The 16254-nt window shown below is 57.6% G+C and carries 17 protein-coding genes; 8 read left to right on the top strand and 9 right to left on the bottom strand.

The window, feature by feature from the left end:
- Positions 1-62 precede the first annotated feature (62 nt).
- Entirely contained in the window at positions 63-1157 is a 1095-nt protein-coding gene (locus tag JOE34_RS17205) for a tetratricopeptide repeat protein (protein ID WP_161420953.1), read from the top strand.
- A 486-nt stretch (positions 1158-1643) separates the two neighbouring features.
- Positions 1644-2006 carry a histone-like nucleoid-structuring protein, MvaT/MvaU family gene (locus JOE34_RS17200; RefSeq protein WP_002553302.1) on the top strand — a complete coding sequence of 121 codons (363 nt, stop codon included), beginning with the start codon at positions 1644-1646 and terminating at the stop codon, positions 2004-2006.
- Between the two features lie 473 nt (positions 2007-2479).
- Here the strand turns inward: JOE34_RS17200 and JOE34_RS17195 are convergent, their stop codons facing one another.
- The gene (locus JOE34_RS17195; RefSeq protein WP_003422894.1) at positions 2480-3088 is read right to left on the bottom strand and encodes a DUF4946 domain-containing protein; all 609 of its coding nucleotides are present in this window, start codon (positions 3086-3088) and stop codon (positions 2480-2482) included.
- A 100-nt stretch (positions 3089-3188) separates the two neighbouring features.
- Between JOE34_RS17195 and gloA the strand changes: the two genes are divergently transcribed.
- The gene (gene gloA, locus JOE34_RS17190) at positions 3189-3710 is read left to right on the top strand and encodes a lactoylglutathione lyase (RefSeq protein WP_017278557.1); all 522 of its coding nucleotides are present in this window, start codon (positions 3189-3191) and stop codon (positions 3708-3710) included.
- A gap of 92 nt (positions 3711-3802) precedes the next feature.
- Here gloA and ahpF read toward each other — a convergent pair whose 3' ends face one another.
- The 3 genes from ahpF to JOE34_RS17175 form a co-directional block, all read right to left on the bottom strand.
- Positions 3803-5365, bottom strand: a complete 1563-nt coding sequence (gene ahpF / locus JOE34_RS17185) for an alkyl hydroperoxide reductase subunit F (protein ID WP_003315309.1) — start codon at positions 5363-5365, stop codon at positions 3803-3805.
- Between the two features lie 124 nt (positions 5366-5489).
- The gene (gene ahpC, locus JOE34_RS17180; RefSeq protein WP_002553298.1) at positions 5490-6053 is read right to left on the bottom strand and encodes an alkyl hydroperoxide reductase subunit C; all 564 of its coding nucleotides are present in this window, start codon (positions 6051-6053) and stop codon (positions 5490-5492) included.
- Between the two features lie 110 nt (positions 6054-6163).
- The gene (locus tag JOE34_RS17175; RefSeq protein ID WP_099314544.1) at positions 6164-7123 is read right to left on the bottom strand and encodes a site-specific integrase; all 960 of its coding nucleotides are present in this window, start codon (positions 7121-7123) and stop codon (positions 6164-6166) included.
- A gap of 176 nt (positions 7124-7299) precedes the next feature.
- Here JOE34_RS17175 and JOE34_RS17170 point away from each other — a divergent pair, with 176 nt between their 5' ends.
- A complete protein-coding gene (locus tag JOE34_RS17170) occupies positions 7300-8310 on the top strand; it encodes a DNA-binding protein (RefSeq protein ID WP_096113415.1) in 1011 nt (336 codons plus the stop codon).
- A 9-nt stretch (positions 8311-8319) separates the two neighbouring features.
- Here JOE34_RS17170 and JOE34_RS17165 read toward each other — a convergent pair whose 3' ends face one another.
- The 3 genes from JOE34_RS17165 to galU form a co-directional block, all read right to left on the bottom strand.
- The gene (locus JOE34_RS17165) at positions 8320-9594 is read right to left on the bottom strand and encodes a PAS domain-containing hybrid sensor histidine kinase/response regulator (protein ID WP_017278556.1); all 1275 of its coding nucleotides are present in this window, start codon (positions 9592-9594) and stop codon (positions 8320-8322) included.
- An 89-nt stretch (positions 9595-9683) separates the two neighbouring features.
- Entirely contained in the window at positions 9684-11042 is a 1359-nt protein-coding gene (gene gorA / locus JOE34_RS17160) for a glutathione-disulfide reductase (RefSeq protein WP_017278555.1), read from the bottom strand.
- Positions 11043-11143: 101 nt separating this feature from the next.
- Positions 11144-11983, bottom strand: a complete 840-nt coding sequence (galU, locus tag JOE34_RS17155; protein ID WP_003315315.1) for a UTP--glucose-1-phosphate uridylyltransferase GalU — start codon at positions 11981-11983, stop codon at positions 11144-11146.
- A 373-nt stretch (positions 11984-12356) separates the two neighbouring features.
- Here galU and JOE34_RS17150 point away from each other — a divergent pair, with 373 nt between their 5' ends.
- The gene (locus tag JOE34_RS17150; protein WP_003400694.1) at positions 12357-12638 is read left to right on the top strand and encodes a hypothetical protein; all 282 of its coding nucleotides are present in this window, start codon (positions 12357-12359) and stop codon (positions 12636-12638) included.
- Positions 12639-12693: 55 nt separating this feature from the next.
- On the opposite strand, the gene JOE34_RS17145 is transcribed toward JOE34_RS17150, so the two are convergent.
- On the bottom strand, positions 12694-13047 hold the full coding sequence (locus JOE34_RS17145; RefSeq protein ID WP_003315317.1) for a hypothetical protein: 354 nt from the start codon (positions 13045-13047) through the stop codon (positions 12694-12696).
- A 167-nt stretch (positions 13048-13214) separates the two neighbouring features.
- On the opposite strand from JOE34_RS17145, the gene JOE34_RS17140 reads away from it, so the two are divergent.
- The 3 genes from JOE34_RS17140 to alkB are packed head-to-tail and all read left to right on the top strand — an operon-like array spanning position 13215 to position 14428.
- Positions 13215-13520, top strand: a complete 306-nt coding sequence (locus JOE34_RS17140; RefSeq protein ID WP_003315318.1) for a DUF1883 domain-containing protein — start codon at positions 13215-13217, stop codon at positions 13518-13520.
- A 14-nt stretch (positions 13521-13534) separates the two neighbouring features.
- Complete coding sequence (locus JOE34_RS17135) at positions 13535-13717, top strand: hypothetical protein (protein ID WP_003342120.1); 183 nt, start codon at positions 13535-13537, stop codon at positions 13715-13717.
- Positions 13718-13741: 24 nt separating this feature from the next.
- The gene (gene alkB, locus JOE34_RS17130) at positions 13742-14428 is read left to right on the top strand and encodes a DNA oxidative demethylase AlkB (protein ID WP_209996211.1); all 687 of its coding nucleotides are present in this window, start codon (positions 13742-13744) and stop codon (positions 14426-14428) included.
- Here the strand turns inward: alkB and JOE34_RS17125 are convergent, their stop codons facing one another.
- Positions 14429-16246, bottom strand: a complete 1818-nt coding sequence (locus JOE34_RS17125) for a glycoside hydrolase family 15 protein (protein WP_209996202.1) — start codon at positions 16244-16246, stop codon at positions 14429-14431.
- Positions 16247-16254: the final 8 nt, after the last annotated feature.

Genomic DNA, 16254 nt, shown 5'->3' with positions numbered 1-16254 from the left:
TGCCGTTTGACAGCTGCCAGCCACTCCCCGAAGCTGCAACCCGTCAAGCATTGGAAATCGATATGCCCAGACTTTCTAACACGGGGTTATCGCCTCAACCCACTTCTCGACGTCGCTGGCTGATCGGCGCAGCGGCTGCAGCGCTTTTGGTGCTTTCGCTGGTTTTCTGGTGGTGGCGCATGCCCATCCAGACCGCTCCCGTGAAGCTGAGTCATACCTATGCGCAGGCGTTGGAGCAGGCACATGACGGCAAACCGGGTGCCGCGCGCGTGCTGTATCAACAACTGGCTCGTACTGACCTGTCTGACACGCAACGCATCAGCCTGCTCGCCGAACTGAACGACTATCCCAGCCCCCAGGCCCTCAAGTTGCTCGACGCTGCGTTGAGTAACCCGTCCGCTCAAGTGCGCGAAGCGGCCATCGATGTCAGCGTCAGGCTGGTCTCCAACAGCCAGCGCAGTCTGTTGCTCGGCCCGCTGCTGGATGACGCCGAACAATCCGTCAGGTTTCGCGCCACCAGCGCCCTGCTCGGCCTATCACCTGATGAGCTGGGCCTGTACTTTGCCGTTCTGCAGCAAAGTGCCGAGGCGTTTCAGGAGTCACTCAAGAGCCAGCCGCAAAGCGCACAAAACCAGCTGCAACTGGCCAGGCTGTATCTGCAGACTGGCGATCTGGAGCCCGCGCTCACGGCACTGCAGCGGGCAACCGCGCTGGACCCGGGCAATATCGAAGCAGCGCTGGCGCACATTGAATTACTGGACCGCAAGGGCCAGGCCGAGCAGGCGCGCGGCCTTTTCGCACAGTTGCTGGAGCACAACCCTGGCTCGTCCATGCTCCAGCACGCACTGGGCATGTGGCTGCTGAACCACGGCCAGGCGGAATTCGCCGTGCTCAGCCTGGCCAAGGCCACGGAACTGGCACCCGATAACAACGACTATCGCTATGACCTGGCGGTTGCACTGCACTCGTTGAACGAGCTCGAAGCGGCACAGCGCCAGTTGACCCAGATCGTTCAGAACCAGCCCGCAAATCGCAAGGCCAGGGTGCTGCTGATCCAGTACTGGAAAGAGAACGGTCAGTTGCAGAACGTGCAGATTCTGCTGGCCGAGCTCGAGCAGCAGAACCCGGATGACCCTGTGCTGCAACAGGGGTTGTAGGGTCAAAAACGCAACGTGGATACGGGCGAAAGGCCATCTTTGAGTGGTCCACGCGCCTTTCAGCACGTGGCCTTCAGACATTCCCTCCATTTCCTCATCCGACACTCCTTTTGCCTGTCGGATATTTCTTTTTCCAAGCCATTCACTCTCTCATGGCACGTTTTCCATCCGTGGCTAATATCGGAAATAACTTACAACGCCCCTCTGCCTACAACACGGACATCATCCCCTATATCCAACATCGTCTCCCTGCGCCATTTAACGAATTTGTGAAAGGCTATTTTCTAACTGGAAAAAAAAGTGCATCATTTGCGGGCGACTGAGTTATAAATACCCTCTATCTGCACAACGACAAGCCGCAAAGGCCAAGTTTCAGCATAGAAACCGCAGGTATCGGGCACCCTCGAGTGAGCGAATCGACCTATCAGTTTTGTCTCATCGCTTTATAGGGCTGACAACAGCCATTACATTGTTGGAGTATATTAATTGTCCAGACTTGCCGAGTTTCGAGCAGCAGAGAAAGCCCTTCAGGAACAGCTTGCACAGCTGGAATCGTTGAAGAATGACGCCGGATTGAAGAAGGAGATCGAATTCGAGCAAAAGCTCCAGGACCTGATGGGCACCTACGGTAAAAGCCTGCGTGACATCATCGCAATCCTTGACCCTTCGAGTGCAACCTCGCTGGTTGCACCCGCAGGGCCAAAGCGTCGCCGTGCACGCGTGGTCAAGGTTTACCAGAACCCGCATACCGGCGAGCTGATTGAAACCAAGGGCGGCAACCATCGCGGCCTCAAGGCATGGAAAGAGCAATACGGTGTAGACACTGTTGATTCATGGCTGCGTGCCTGATTGCAAGTTGTCACTTGAAGCCCTGCACTTGCAGGGCTTTTTTATCTTCGTCACTGCAGCTCTTCACCTGCGTACTGCAGGGCTGTGCTCAGGCGTCATCACACAGTACCTGTCGATCCGCAGCGGAAATTCATATACATGATTAGGTGGACTGCCCGGTTCGTATACTTCAATGCAGCGTGTAAATGCCGCGAGAATAATGACGTCAATAAATCCGGATTATGCGATTCAGCACACAGTTACAAACCTGAACAGTTCCTGAAGTGCGTAGAGTAATTATTCAGTTTGACCGCGTGATGAGATACATCACTATTTGTTTCTCAATGATTCGTCGCGCTGAAACGCATCGATTGCGCAACACAGCGCAGCTTCACACTTTTTTCACATGGACTCTCGGATGATGAAGACCGCTAAAGGAATAGCGCCCCATGCCCGCCTCGGCGGGCTTCTTTTTGTCTGCAAAAAGGCAGATGTCACTGCGTAACGTCCAGACGCAGACTCTCACGAATACGCAGTGCCTCATCCTTGTTGCTCGCATAGCCGTCTGCCGATCCCGCGTAGGACAATGACCAGGCCAGTTCCTTGCTGGCGGCCGCGACCAGTGTCTGGGTCAACACGTGCACACCATTCTGAGTAATGGTGCAGGTGGTTTCGAGCGCGGGCACCACGCTAAGCCGACTTTCACGGACATGCGTGCAGACGCTCTGCAACCCACTGCGGGCAAAATTGACCTGAACCGACTTACGCATTTCCAGCAGAACGCCCTGGACATTGACGTCATGTCCCGGCGCCAGCCGCGTTTGGGTGAGCTCCATGACCATCAGCGGATTTCCACTTTGATCGTTTTTCACCGCGCGCTGTCTGACCTGCACGGACGGTTGAACGGGCTCGCCCGACTCGGTCGGTATCGACTCGACCTCCCAGCCTGCGGGCCAGACGATCATTGCATCGGCGGCATGGACCTGAGCAGTGCCCAGCAGCAGGAACAGGCACAGGCTTGGCACGGAGCGTCGGTAGTGCGAAAGGATCATGATCGGGTCGCCAAAACGGTTGACCGGAAATTCTGAGCCTGTTGTCGGCATCGAGCAAGGCCGACGCGACGTTATACGCGCCGGGTTTGGCACTGCCTGCCCTGCCCCGTATCATTTGGCATTATTTGTACATTCTGTTGGAGACACATTGATGAGCTTGCACGAACTCAACACACTACCGGGCGTCACAGCCAATCCTGAAGCGGCCACCCGGCAGTTTGTGTTCAACCACACCATGCTGCGCGTCAAGGACATCACCAAATCGCTGGATTTCTATACCCGCGTACTGGGCTTCAGCCTGGTAGAGAAACGTGACTTCCCGGAAGCCGAATTCAGCCTGTACTTTCTGGCGCGGGTCGACAAGGCACAGATCCCGGAAGACGACGCTGCCCGCAACGAATGGATGAAGTCGATCCCCGGCATTCTGGAGCTGACCCACAACCACGGTACCGAAAGCGATGCCACCGCGTCGTACCACAACGGTAACAGCGACCCGCGCGGCTTTGGCCATATCTGCGTGTCGGTGCCGGACGTGAAGGTCGCCTGCGAGCGATTCGAAAGCCTGGGCGTCGACTTTCAGAAGCGCTTGTCCGATGGCCGCATGAACAGCCTGGCCTTTATCAAGGACCCGGACGGCTACTGGGTGGAGATCATCCAGCCAACGCCGCTCTGAGACCGCGGTGATCGCTCCGGCAAGGAGCGACCCGCATAGAAAGCAAAAAGCCCCGTGATCGCTCACGGGGCTTTTTGTTTACCGCTGTCCGATCAGGCCGGTGCGGAGGTACGGATCAGATGGTCAAAGGCGCTCAGGGAGGCCTTGGCACCTTCGCCCAGGGCAATAATGATCTGCTTGTACGGTGCGACCGTTACGTCACCAGCAGCGAAGATACCCGGCACCGAGGTTTCACCACGGGAATCGACCACGATCTCGCCACGCGGCGACAGCTCGATGGCACCTTTGAGCCATTCACTGTTGGGCAGCAGGCCGATCTGCACGAAGATACCTTCGAGCGGCACGGTGATCTCTTCGCCTGTAGTGCGGTTCTTGTAGCGCAGTCCGTTGACCTTCTGCTCATCACCGGTCACTTCAGTGGTTTGCGCACTGGTGATCACAGTCACGTTCGGCAGGCTGTGCAACTTGCGCTGCAGCACCGCGTCGGCACGCAACTGCACGTCGAACTCCAGCAGTGTCACGTGAGACACGATACCCGCCAGGTCGATTGCAGCCTCGACGCCCGAGTTACCACCACCGATCACAGCGACGCGCTTGCCTTTGAACAGAGGACCGTCGCAATGCGGGCAATAAGCCACACCCTTGTTACGGTACTGCTGCTCACCCGGCACGTTCATCTCCCTCCAGCGTGCGCCAGTGGCAAGGATCAGCGTCTTGGCCTTGAGGCTGGCACCGCTGGCAAACTTCACTTCGTGCAACTCGCCGGCTGCGCCAGGGATCAGCTTGTCGGCACGTTGCAGGTTCATGATGTCGACTTCGTACTGCTTGACGTGCTCTTCAAGCGCCACGGCCAGTTTCGGCCCCTCGGTATGCTGTACCGAGATGAAGTTCTCGATAGCCATGGTGTCCAGCACCTGACCGCCGAAACGCTCGGCGGCAACACCGGTGCGGATGCCTTTGCGGGCAGCGTAGACGGCCGCCGCAGAACCTGCGGGACCACCGCCTACGACCAGCACATCGAAGGCCTGCTTGGCGTTGAGTTTTTCCGCCTGACGCGCACCGGCGCCAGTGTCGATCTTGGCCAGAATCTCTTCCAGCCCCATGCGGCCCTGACCGAACAACTCACCGTTCAGATAGATGCTCGGCACCGACATGATCTTGCGATCGGTCACTTCGTCCTGGAACAGCGCACCGTCGATAGCGACGTGCTTGATACCAGGGTTCAACACTGCCATCAGGTTCAATGCCTGGACGACGTCCGGGCAGTTCTGGCAGGACTGCGAGAAATAGGTTTCGAAATGGAATTCGCCCTCAAGCGCGCGAACCTGTTCGATGGTTTCCGCACTGACCTTGGGTGGATAGCCGCCGACTTGCAGCAGCGCCAGGACCAGCGAGGTGAATTCGTGACCCATGGGGATACCGGCAAAACGCAGGCTGATATCGTGGCCAGGGCTGCTCAGCGAGAACGACGGAGTACGTGCGTCGGTACCGCTGTCATTCAGGGTGACGTCCTTGGAAACGCTGATCACATCATTGAGCAGTGCGAGCATTTCCTGAGACTTCGCGCCGTCATCAAGGGACGCGACGATCTCGATGGGGCGAGTAACCCGCTCCAGATAGGATTTCAACTGGGCTTTAAGATTGGCGTCCAACATGTGGCGGCTTCCTGTTTACAAAGGGTAGAAATAACAACGCCCAGGCGATTACCGCCCGGGCGTTTTTTGGGGCGATGCGGTTTACTTGCTCAAGAGCTCAACGCCCCTAGCCGATTCATGCGACTCAGATCTTGCCAACCAGGTCCAGGGACGGAGCCAGAGTAGCTTCGCCTTCCTTCCACTTGGCTGGGCAGACTTCGCCCGGGTGAGCGGCAACGTACTGAGCAGCCTTGATCTTGCGCAGCAGCTCGGAAGCGTCACGGCCAACACCGCCATCGTTCAGCTCGACGATTTTGATCTGACCTTCAGGGTTGATCACGAAAGTACCGCGATCCGCCAGACCGGCTTCTTCGATCAGCACGTCGAAGTTGCGGGAGATGGTCAGGGTCGGGTCACCGATCATGGTGTACTGGATCTTGCCGATCGCTGGCGAAGTGTTGTGCCATGCAGCGTGGGCGAAGTGGGTGTCAGTCGAAACGCTGTAGATTTCAACGCCCAGCTTCTTGAACTCTTCGTAGTTGTCAGCCAGGTCTTCCAGCTCGGTCGGGCATACGAAGGTGAAGTCGGCCGGGTAGAAGAATACGACAGACCACTTGCCTTTGAAGTCAGCGTCCGAGACGTCAACGAAAGCGCCGTTCTTGAATGCGGTAGCCTTGAACGGTTTTACCTGGCTGTTGATGATAGGCATCGGTATATCTCCTGATGGGTTGGATGGGTTGTGAATTCGATGGAGTGAAGCTTACGCATGATCGATGACAATCGCTCATTGGCAAACCTGATGTCACTGATTGCTTTTCACTATGAAGGCAGCTTATTGATAGAAGAAACCTTCGGACCGCTCCCCGCCTCCGGTGGACTCAGGAACGGAGCGGCATCAATGTAGCGCATCGCCGACTTGATGTCCCTCCAGCCTACATAGGACATCAGTGACTTGAGGTCCCAGCCGTTACTGTGCGCCCAACTGGCGAAGCCCCGGCGCAGCGAGTGGCTGGTGTAGTGCTCTGCGGCGATGCCTGCACGCTGGAGCGCCTGACGCAGCAACGGGATGACGCTGTTGGCGTGCAGCCCCTCCTCTTTAAGGTTACCCCAACGATCTACTGCCCGAAAGACCGGACCGCGTACCAGCGCGGCACAGTTGATCCACTCTATATAGGCTTGCACCGGGCACAGCCGCTGCAAGGCCGGGGTCTGGTAGGTCCTGCCGAGGTTGTCGCGATCGCCTTTGCTGCGCGGCAGATAAAGGCTGATTCCCGAGTCGGCGATGGCCTTGACATCCTGTACTTGCAGGCGGCAAAGCTCGTCGCTGCGAAACCCGCGCCAGAATCCCAGCAGGATCAGCGCCGAATCACGTCGACCGCGCAACAGACGCGGCTGATCTTGTTGTGCGCTCGCTTCACGTATTTCAATCTCCAGCCAGGCGATGACTTTTTCCAGATCCTGCAACTGCAAAGGCTCGGCCTGCTTTTCCTGCGCCGGGTGCAGCGCGCGAATGCCCTTGATGACCTTGCGCACCATGGGTGCCTTGGTGGGATCGACAAAGCCCTGGCTGATATGCCACTGGGCCAGCGCTGACAAGCGCAACTTCAGGGTATTCACCGACAGCGTCCCGGCATGGCTCGCCAGGTAGCGCGCCACGCTTTCGCTGGTCGCCGGCAGAAACCCGCCCCATGTCACCTCGAAATGCTCGATTGCAGCCCGATAGCTGCGGCGCGTGTTGTCGCGGGTCGCCGCCTCGATATAGCGATCAACGTCGTTCATGGCTAAAACCTGCTGGGTGTACCGGTAAAGGTGCCGTGAAGGTAGCTGACAGCGCCTGACACGGGATAATACGCCAATATCCCGTGTTAATTAATTCAAAAAATAGCTAATTATTTCAAAACATATAGTATGTAATTACAGAGTACATACCACAGTACGAAATCGTAGGAGACATCATGGCCCGCGGCGGTGTAAACAAGGCTTTAGTACAGAAAGCAAGGGCGTCCCTGCTGTCCAGAGGCGAAAACCCCAGCATTGATGCGGTACGTATCGAAATGGGTAATACGGGGTCGAAAACCACCATTCACCGCTATCTGAAGGAGCTCGAATCCACGCAAGCCCCGGCACCGGATATCAACGAGGAGTTGAGCGATCTGGTGGCTCATCTCGCCCAGAGGCTTCAGGAGCAAGCACAGGAACGTATCGATCAGGCGCACGATCAGTATCAGGCCGAGCGCGACATCCTCCAGCGGCGACTTGCGGCGACTCAGGAGCAGATCAGCCAACTGGAAAAACACGCACAGCAGCGCGAAGAGACACTGGAACAACAAGCTGCCGCCCTGCGCCACACGCAAGGCACACTGCAGGATGTGCAGACAGAACACGCCCGGTTGCTACAGGCCAATCAGGATCTGGAGGCCCGTCTGCACGACAAGGACGGGCAGATCCACTCTCTGGAAGAAAAGCACCAGCATGCCCGCGAGGCGCTGGAGCACTATCGCAACTCGATCAGAGAACAACGCGAACAGGAGCAACGACGCCACGAAAGCCAGGTTCAGCAGTTGCAAATGGAACTGCGACAGGCGCAGCAAGGCATGGCTATGCACCAGGAAAACATCACACAGCTCAATCGAGACAACGAAAGACTGCTGGCTGAAAATCGCACCACCCTGCGCGAACTGCACAGCCAGACCGACCAGTTGAAGCAAGCCAACACGCAGAATGTCGCCTTCGCAGAACAACAGCAGCACGCCCACACCCAATGCGCACTACTGGAAGAAAGGTTACGCAGCGCGCAGGACGAAAACGCCGCGCTCAAACAAGGCATGACCGATGCGCAGCAACAGAGCCGCATGCTGGAACTGTTGCTGACCAAGAAGGAAGCGGCACTGGAAAACCTGCAGATCAGGCTCGATCAGCCGGACAAACCCAAAGCCGCCAAGAAGAAGCCATCAGACCAGACATGACCTGAAGATTCAGGCAAGCGCGACCTCGCCGCACGGCAGATGCAAATCAACCCGCGTCCCCTGACCTTCAGTGCTGTCTATATGCACGTGCCCACCAGTCTGCCGGGTAAAGCCATAGACCATCGACAAACCCAGCCCGGTCCCCTGACCTACCGGCTTGGTGGTGAAAAACGGATCGAACACCTGATCGATGACATCCTGAGCAATGCCGCAGCCGTTATCTTCGACACTCAGCAGTACATAGTCGCCAGGCAGCAGACCGTCTTTTTGCGTCGCAAGCGTTAGCGAGCGACTGCGCACGCACAGCTTCCCTCCGACAGGCACAGCGTCGCGAGCGTTGATGACCAGATTCAACAGGGCATTTTCCAGTTGATGCTCATCAGTGCGTATCGCACTCAGCCCCTCCTCCAGTTCGATCTGCAGATGCGCATGAGCGCCGACCGTACCTCGCAACAACTCTTCCATCGAGCGGACCATGCAATTGACATCCACCACGGTGACATTGAGCGACTGCCGGCGGGCAAATGTCAGCAGCCTGCGGGTGAGTGCAGCAGCCCGGTTTGCCGAGCTTGCTGCGGCATCCAGGTAGCGCTCGACCTCACCGATCCGCCCGGCTTCCACACGCAGCCTGATCATGTCCAGTGCGCCAATCACGCCGGAAAGTACATTGTTGAAGTCATGGGCGATGCCCCCGGTCAACTGACCAATCGCATCCATTTTTTGCGCGTGACGCAAGACCTCTTCAGCCATCGCTCGCTCGGCAATTTCGGCCTGCAACAACTCATTGGTGGTTTTCAGCTCGCGCGTGCGCTCGGCGACGCGCAACTCAAGACTCTCGTTGAGTTCGCGTAACGCTTCTTCTGCATTGACCTGGGCGGTGATATCGGTGTGAGTACCCAGCCAGTGGGTGATGTGGCCCCGTGCATCGCGCAGGGGTAACGCGCGTGACAGGAACCAGTTGAATGCGCCGTCCTTGCCACGTATCGGGAAGGTATCTTCCCAGATCGAGCCGGTGGAAAAGCAGTATTGCAAACGCGCCATCACGCGCTCGCGATGTTCGGGATGCAGAACCGAGCGCCAACCCAAGGCAGTCATGGCCTCGAGCGAGGCGCCGGTGTACGCATACCAACGCTCGTTGTACCAGTGAACCTGCCCTCGGGGGCTGGCAGTCCAGGCCAGTTGACTCATGTTGTCAGCCAATGTCCTGAACTGACGCTCGCTTTCACGCAAGGCATCGATGTACTGCGCGACTTCGCGGTCCTGCTCAGCCGAATGCAATGGCATTCTGGCCGGCGGTTGTTCTCTATTCACGGGATCCATCCTCTTCAAGCTTTTACCCCAGAGCTCTTCCTGAACTCCGGGCGCTGCGTGACTTAACGTTTGACAGGCGTACGCATGGTGACGAACTCTTCTGCCGCAGTCGGGTGCACCCCAATAGTATCGTCGAATACCTGCTTGGTCGCGCCAGCCTTGATGGCAATGGCCAGGCTCTGGACGATTTCGCCAGCATCCGGCCCCACCATATGGCAGCCCAGCACGCGGTCGGTTTTAGCATCGACGACCAGCTTCATCAATGTGCGCTCCTGATCATCGGTCAGGGTCAGCTTCATCGGCCTGAAACGGCTTTCGAAAATCTGTACATCGTGACCGGCCTTGATTGCATCTTCTTCGGTCAGGCCGACCGTACCAATGTTAGGCAGACTGAAAACTGCCGTCGGGATGTGATTGTAGTCTACCGGGCGATACTGCTCGGGCTTGAAAAGTCGACGCGCGACCGCCATGCCTTCAGCCAGCGCGACAGGGGTCAGTTGCACACCCCCAATGACATCGCCGATGGCCAGTATGGAAGGCTCGCTGCTTTGGTAATGCTCATCGACTTTGATGTAACCGTGCTCATCCAGCTTGACGTCGACACTGTCCAGACCAAGATTGTCGAGCATCGGCCGACGCCCCGTCGCGTAGAACACGCAATCGGTCTCGAGTGTACCGCCGCCTTTCATGGACAACAGCAAACTGCCGTCAGCCTGCTTGTCGATGCGCTCGATATCGCTGCTGAAGCGAATCGTCATGTCGCGCTTGAGCAGCTCTTCGTGGAGATGGGTACGAACACTGCCATCAAAACCACGCAGAAACAGTTCGCGACGGTAGACCAGCGTGGTATCGGCGCCCAGTCCGTTGAAGATCGAAGCGAACTCCACGGCAATATAGCCACCGCCCACAACCACAACGCGCTTTGGCAGCGTCTTGAGGTGAAACGCCTCGTTGGACGTAATGGCATGCTCGCGCCCTGGCACCTCAGGCACCTGCGGCCAGCCGCCGGTGGCAATCAGAATACGCTCGACGCGATAAGTCTGGCCGTTGATTTCGACCTGCTGCGGCCCGACGATCTTTGCGTGGCCTTCGAGCAGGGTAACACCGCTGTCGACCAGCAATTTGCGATAGATGCCGTTGAGGCGACTGATCTCACTGTCCTTGTTGGCAATCAGCGTGGACCAGTCAAAACTGGCCTCACCCAATGACCAGCCAAACCCTTTGGCGTGGTCGAAATCTTCGGAAAAGTGCGCCCCGTATACCAGCAGCTTCTTGGGTACGCAGCCCACGTTGACGCAGGTCCCACCCAGATAGCGGCTTTCGGCCACAGCGACCTTCGCACCAAAACCGGCAGCAAAACGTGCCGCCCGAACGCCGCCTGAACCGGCGCCAATTACAAAAAGATCAAAATCAAAAGCCATCGATATCTCCTGAGCAGGGTCACAGCATAACCGCCTGACGGTCATTCAGAAATGAAAAAGCCACCCGAAGGTGGCGTTCTCACAGCAGCGTCATTCAAAAATCAATGAGCTTTGCCGGCTTTGTAGAAATGCTCGAAGCAGAAGTTTGTCGCCTCGATATAGCCTTCAGCGCCACCGCAGTCGAAACGCGTGCCCTTGAATTTATAGGCAAGCACGTTGCCTTCTGCAGCCTGCTTCATCAAGGCGTCGGTAATCTGGATCTCACCACCCTTGCCTGGCTCGGTCTGTTCGATTTTCTCGAAAATGTCCGGCGTCAGAATGTAGCGGCCGATAATCGCCAGGTTGGACGGTGCATCTTCAGGCTTCGGTTTTTCAACCATGTCGGTCACGCGGAACAGACCAGGCTTGATCTCTTCACCCGCGATCACGCCATACTTGTTGGTTTCCGACGGATCAACTTCCTGAATGGCGATGATCGAGCAGCCGTAGTGCTTATGCAGCTTGACCATCTGCGCCAGCACGCCGTCGCCTTCGAGGTTGACGCACAAGTCATCCGCCAGAACCACGGCGAACGCTTCGTTGCCGATCAGCGGGCGACCGCTGAGAATGGCGTGACCCAAGCCTTTCATTTCGGTCTGACGGGTGTAGGAAAAGCTGCACTCATCGATCAGCTTGCGGATGCCGACCAGGTATTTCTCTTTGTCGGTGCCCTTGATCTGGTGCTCCAGCTCGTAGCTGATGTCAAAGTGGTCTTCGAGCGAGCGCTTGCCGCGGCCGGTCACGATGGAAATTTCCGTCAAGCCAGCCGCGAGTGCTTCTTCAACACCGTATTGGATCAGTGGCTTGTTGACCACCGGCAGCATTTCCTTGGGCATGGCCTTGGTCGCTGGCAGGAAGCGAGTGCCGTAACCGGCTGCTGGGAACAAGCATTTCTTGATCATAAAAGTCCTTGGTAAGGGCTGTTGGTGTTAACGGCGCAGTCTAATGATGGGGCAGTCACCTTACAATGCTGCCTTTGGCCGTCCGATGCCATCATAGAGGAATACTCGTACAGATAGTTCCGCAGTTTCTGGATATTGCCTGTACACAAATGCCGCGCAGTACACCCTCAAACTACCGTTAGACCCAGCGCAGCCCGCCTGGAATGGCATTTGCCGACGGCTGCAGCCTTTACATCAGGGTTCGTGAATGGCCAGGCCGCGACAAACGAGAAGCCGGCAGTTTATGATGCAAAACATGGCGGAACGATGGCACCTGTTACCAGTCCAACGCTCGCATTTATTAATTCACCGGCCTTATCTCGAAGCGAAAAACATGATCAGAATTTTGTCCATTATTGCTGTGCTGGGCCTTACCGGCTGCGCGACCGCCTCCAATACTTACCTGAAAAACGGCAAACAGGGCTTGAGCATCGACTGCTCCGGCGAGGCAATGTCCTGGGCAAGCTGCTACGAAAAGGCGGACGCGTCCTGTGCAGGCACAGGCTATGAAATTGTCGGCACAGATGGTACCCCTCAGCCTGCCGAAAGCGACAAGACGCTGGGCGTGGACGTTGGCAACTACAAAAGTCGCAGCGTGCTGGTGGTCTGCAAATAGTCGGATCTGCCGCCCTGCCCACCGCAGGCAGGGCCAGCTGACCGAGCCTGACCTATCAGCCTGAAATGCACGCTTCGGCAGCGTTCTGCACATCCCTGAAACGGATAGGCACATTGGAAAGTCGTTCGTAGACCTTGATCGTACTACCGCCCGAGCGGCTCTCGATATCGACCAATGCTGCGGGTGCCTTGCTGAGTTTCTGCGCGACGATGACCCGCAAGCCGTCATGACGAGGCTCGATCAAAGGCGGCTTGCGACTGCTGCTGATCTTGCCAGCGAAGCAATCAGCGTATTCCTGAGGATTCTTGCCCGACATCACGTTCATGGTGGGGGGTGTATGCTCAATGTCATTTACTGTGGCACAGCCAGTCATTGCCAGAGCCAGGACTACTACAGCAGCCAGTTTCATACAAAGCCTCCAAATAAAGGTCCTACGACAAGCCCTGGGGCAATTAAATCCCGGCTGAGGCATTTTTTCCCGGAAACACGGCAAATTAATGCTCACCGACGTCAAATTGCGGGCGTCGCATGCTATCGTTTTGATTTTTCAGAAAAACCCCCATTTCGGAGCCCGTCATGAAATTCGTACACCAGCGTGAGCATCTCAACGAGGACGACCTTGTCGTCATCGAGTGCTCTCAGACCTGCAATATTCGCCTGATGAACGATGCGAATTTTCGCAGCTTCAAAAATGGTGGTCGGCACACCTATCATGGCGGCGCGTTTGACAGATTTCCGGCCAAGATCGCCGCACCAAGCACCGGTTTCTGGAACATCACCATCGATACCGCAGGCCGCAAGGCAGATACCAACGCCGGACGCAAACTGCCCTTCACTCACAAGATCAAGATCGTCCGGCGCTCGACCACTCGCCTGGGATGATGCAAGGAGTCACCGTGAACAATCCAGTCCCGCGCACGACCAAATTCGCTGTCAGCTACAAGCTCAATGGCGAACGCCGCTTTGAATTCGCCCAATTGCAATCGGCATCCACCGAGGAAGCCGAGGCCGCTTTGAAAAAAATGCACGGCGAGAGCGACGACCTTATTACCGACGTCAAGGTCAGCAAGGCTCTCTGATACTCACCGGAGCTCGATCCGATCATGCAACGCAAAGGTGACACTCCCGCCACTCTGGACCTGTTCGCAGACCAGACGGCCCAGCCTCGAAGCGATGAGCGGATCGGGCCTAGGTCATGGCTGTTCAGAGGCTTTGCGCTGAGCGCCATGCCGCAGCTGCTGTCCGCCCTTGAGGAAACACTGGGACTCTCCCCGTTCCGGCACATGCAGACCCCCAGCGGTCTGAGCATGTCGGCAGCGCTGAGCAGTTGCGGACAACTGGGCTGGATAACCGACCGTCACGGTTACCGATACAGCGCAACCGACCCACAAACAGGACAGGCCTGGCCGGCGATGCCGGACGTCTTCATGAAGCTGGCGCAGGATGCCGCACTGGCAGCAGGCTATGCCGGGTTCGTCCCTGACGCCTGCCTGATCAATCGCTATATTCCGGGCGCCAGGATGTCCCTGCATCAGGACCGGAACGAACACGACCATCGCTGGCCAGTGGTGTCGGTATCACTGGGCATACCGGCCATCTTCCAGTTCGGAGGCCTGCTGCGCAGCGACAAGACCCAACGCATCTCCCTGTTTCATGGGGACGTTGTGGTTTGGGGTGACGAGGACAGGTTGCGCTTCCACGGCATTTTGCCAATCAAGCAGGCCGAGCATCCGCAACTGGGTGAGCAACGAATCAACCTGACCTTTCGCAAGGCTGGCCGCGACAGCTGATCAGGCCTCTTCAAGCGCGCCGGAAGTCCTGGCCAACGCCGGACATACCGCCCGGTGCAGGTTGAGTGCCGTATTGATGATGCCGATGTGGCTGAATGCCTGAGGGAAATTGCCCAGCATGCGTCCGCCCTTCGGATCGTACTGCTCGGCCAGCAGGCCAACGTCGTTGCACAGACCCACCAACCGTTCGAACAGCCGCGCGGCATCATCAGCCCGACCCAGCAAGACATAGGCATCGGCCAGCCAGAACGAACAGACCAGAAACGTCCCTTCACGGCCGGCGACGCCATCGACACTGCGCTCGTTGTCGTAGCGCAGCAGCAGACCATCCTGCATCAGCGTGCGCTCGATCTGCGCGACAGTACCGATAACACGCGGATCTTCCGGCGCAAGAAAACCGGTCAGCACAATCTGCAGCAGGCTGGCGTCCACCTCTGTCGAGCCATAAGTCTGCACGAAGCTGCCAAGCTCGGCATCGAAACCGTGGCGACAGACATCGGCATGGATCTCGTCCGCCACCTTCCGATAATGCACTGCCAGCGCACGATCCTCATCGCTCTCGGCAGCCTGGGCAATCTGCGTGGCGTTACGGTCAAAGGCCACCCAGGCCATGACTTTCGAATGCGTAAAGTGGCGCGGCTCGGAGCGTATCTCCCAGATGCCCGCATCCGGCAGGTGCCAGATCTTCTCCAGATAAGGCATGACCACCTTGGAAATCGCCAGACTGCGCGGATGCTGCGTCATACCGCCGCGCAGTGCCTGAATCATCGCATCGGCCACTTCGCCGTAGACGTCCAGCTGAACCTGCGTTGCCGCACCGTTGCCTACACGCACCGGCAGCGAGTTCTCATAGCCACTCAGCCAGGGCAGCTCGTACTCCTGCAAACGTCGCTCGCCGCCTACGCCGTACATGATCTGGATCTGCTCCGGATTACCGGCAACCGAGCGCAACAGCCAGTCCCGCCAGGCCTGGGCTTCCTCGAAGTAACCCAGATTCATGAATGCCAGAAGGGTCATGGTGGCGTCACGCAACCAGCAATAGCGATAATCCCAATTGCGCTCGCCGCCCAACTGCTCGGGCAATGAGGTGGTCACGGCGGCAACGATGCCACCGGTGGGCGCATAAGTCATGGCTTTGAGCGTAATCAGCGAGCGCTTTACCTGCGCCGTCCACGGCCCGACGTCAGGGCAGCGATCAGAAAACTCGCGCCAATAGGCTGCGGTGGTCTCCAAGGCCCGGTCGGCATCGATCTGGTCGAGCAAGGGTGCAAAGGATGCCTGATAGGCCAGTGTGAAAACCTTGCGCTCGCCTTCATCCACGTGAAAAAGGCTGGCGGTGTGATGATCCTGTGGGTGCAGGGCCACAGGGCTGCGCAAAACCAGCATTTCCGGCCCGGCGACTGCCGTCAGTGTATGAGCATCCTTTCGCTCGACCCAAGGGACGCTGCTGCCGTAATCGAAACGGATGGCGAGGTCCACAGCGAACTCGACCCGACCGGATAGCCCGACCACCATGCGCACCACGTGGCCGGAGGTCTTCATGGACATGAAATCGATCAGCATCGCGCGGCCGTCACGGGTTTCGAAAACCGTTTCGAGAATCAGGGTGCCGTCGCGATAACGGCGCTCGACAGCGGTAACCTCGGCGGTTGGCGCGATCTTCCAGCGGCCATGCTCATCACCGCCCAGCAGTGCGGCGAAACAGGCCGTCGAGTCGAAGCGGGGGAAACACAACCAGTCCAGCGAACCATCACGGGCGACCAGCGCCGCCGTCTCGCAGTTGCCCAGCAATGCGTAGTCTTCGATCAGTGCAGCCATTCAGAAAT

It is taken from the genome of Pseudomonas sp. PvP028 (genome assembly GCF_017832255.1).
GTDB classification, from domain to species: Bacteria; Pseudomonadota; Gammaproteobacteria; order Pseudomonadales; family Pseudomonadaceae; genus Aquipseudomonas; species Aquipseudomonas syringae.
The sequence above is the reverse complement of the archived record's forward strand: the minus strand, read 5'-3'. Positions and strand labels throughout refer to the sequence as shown.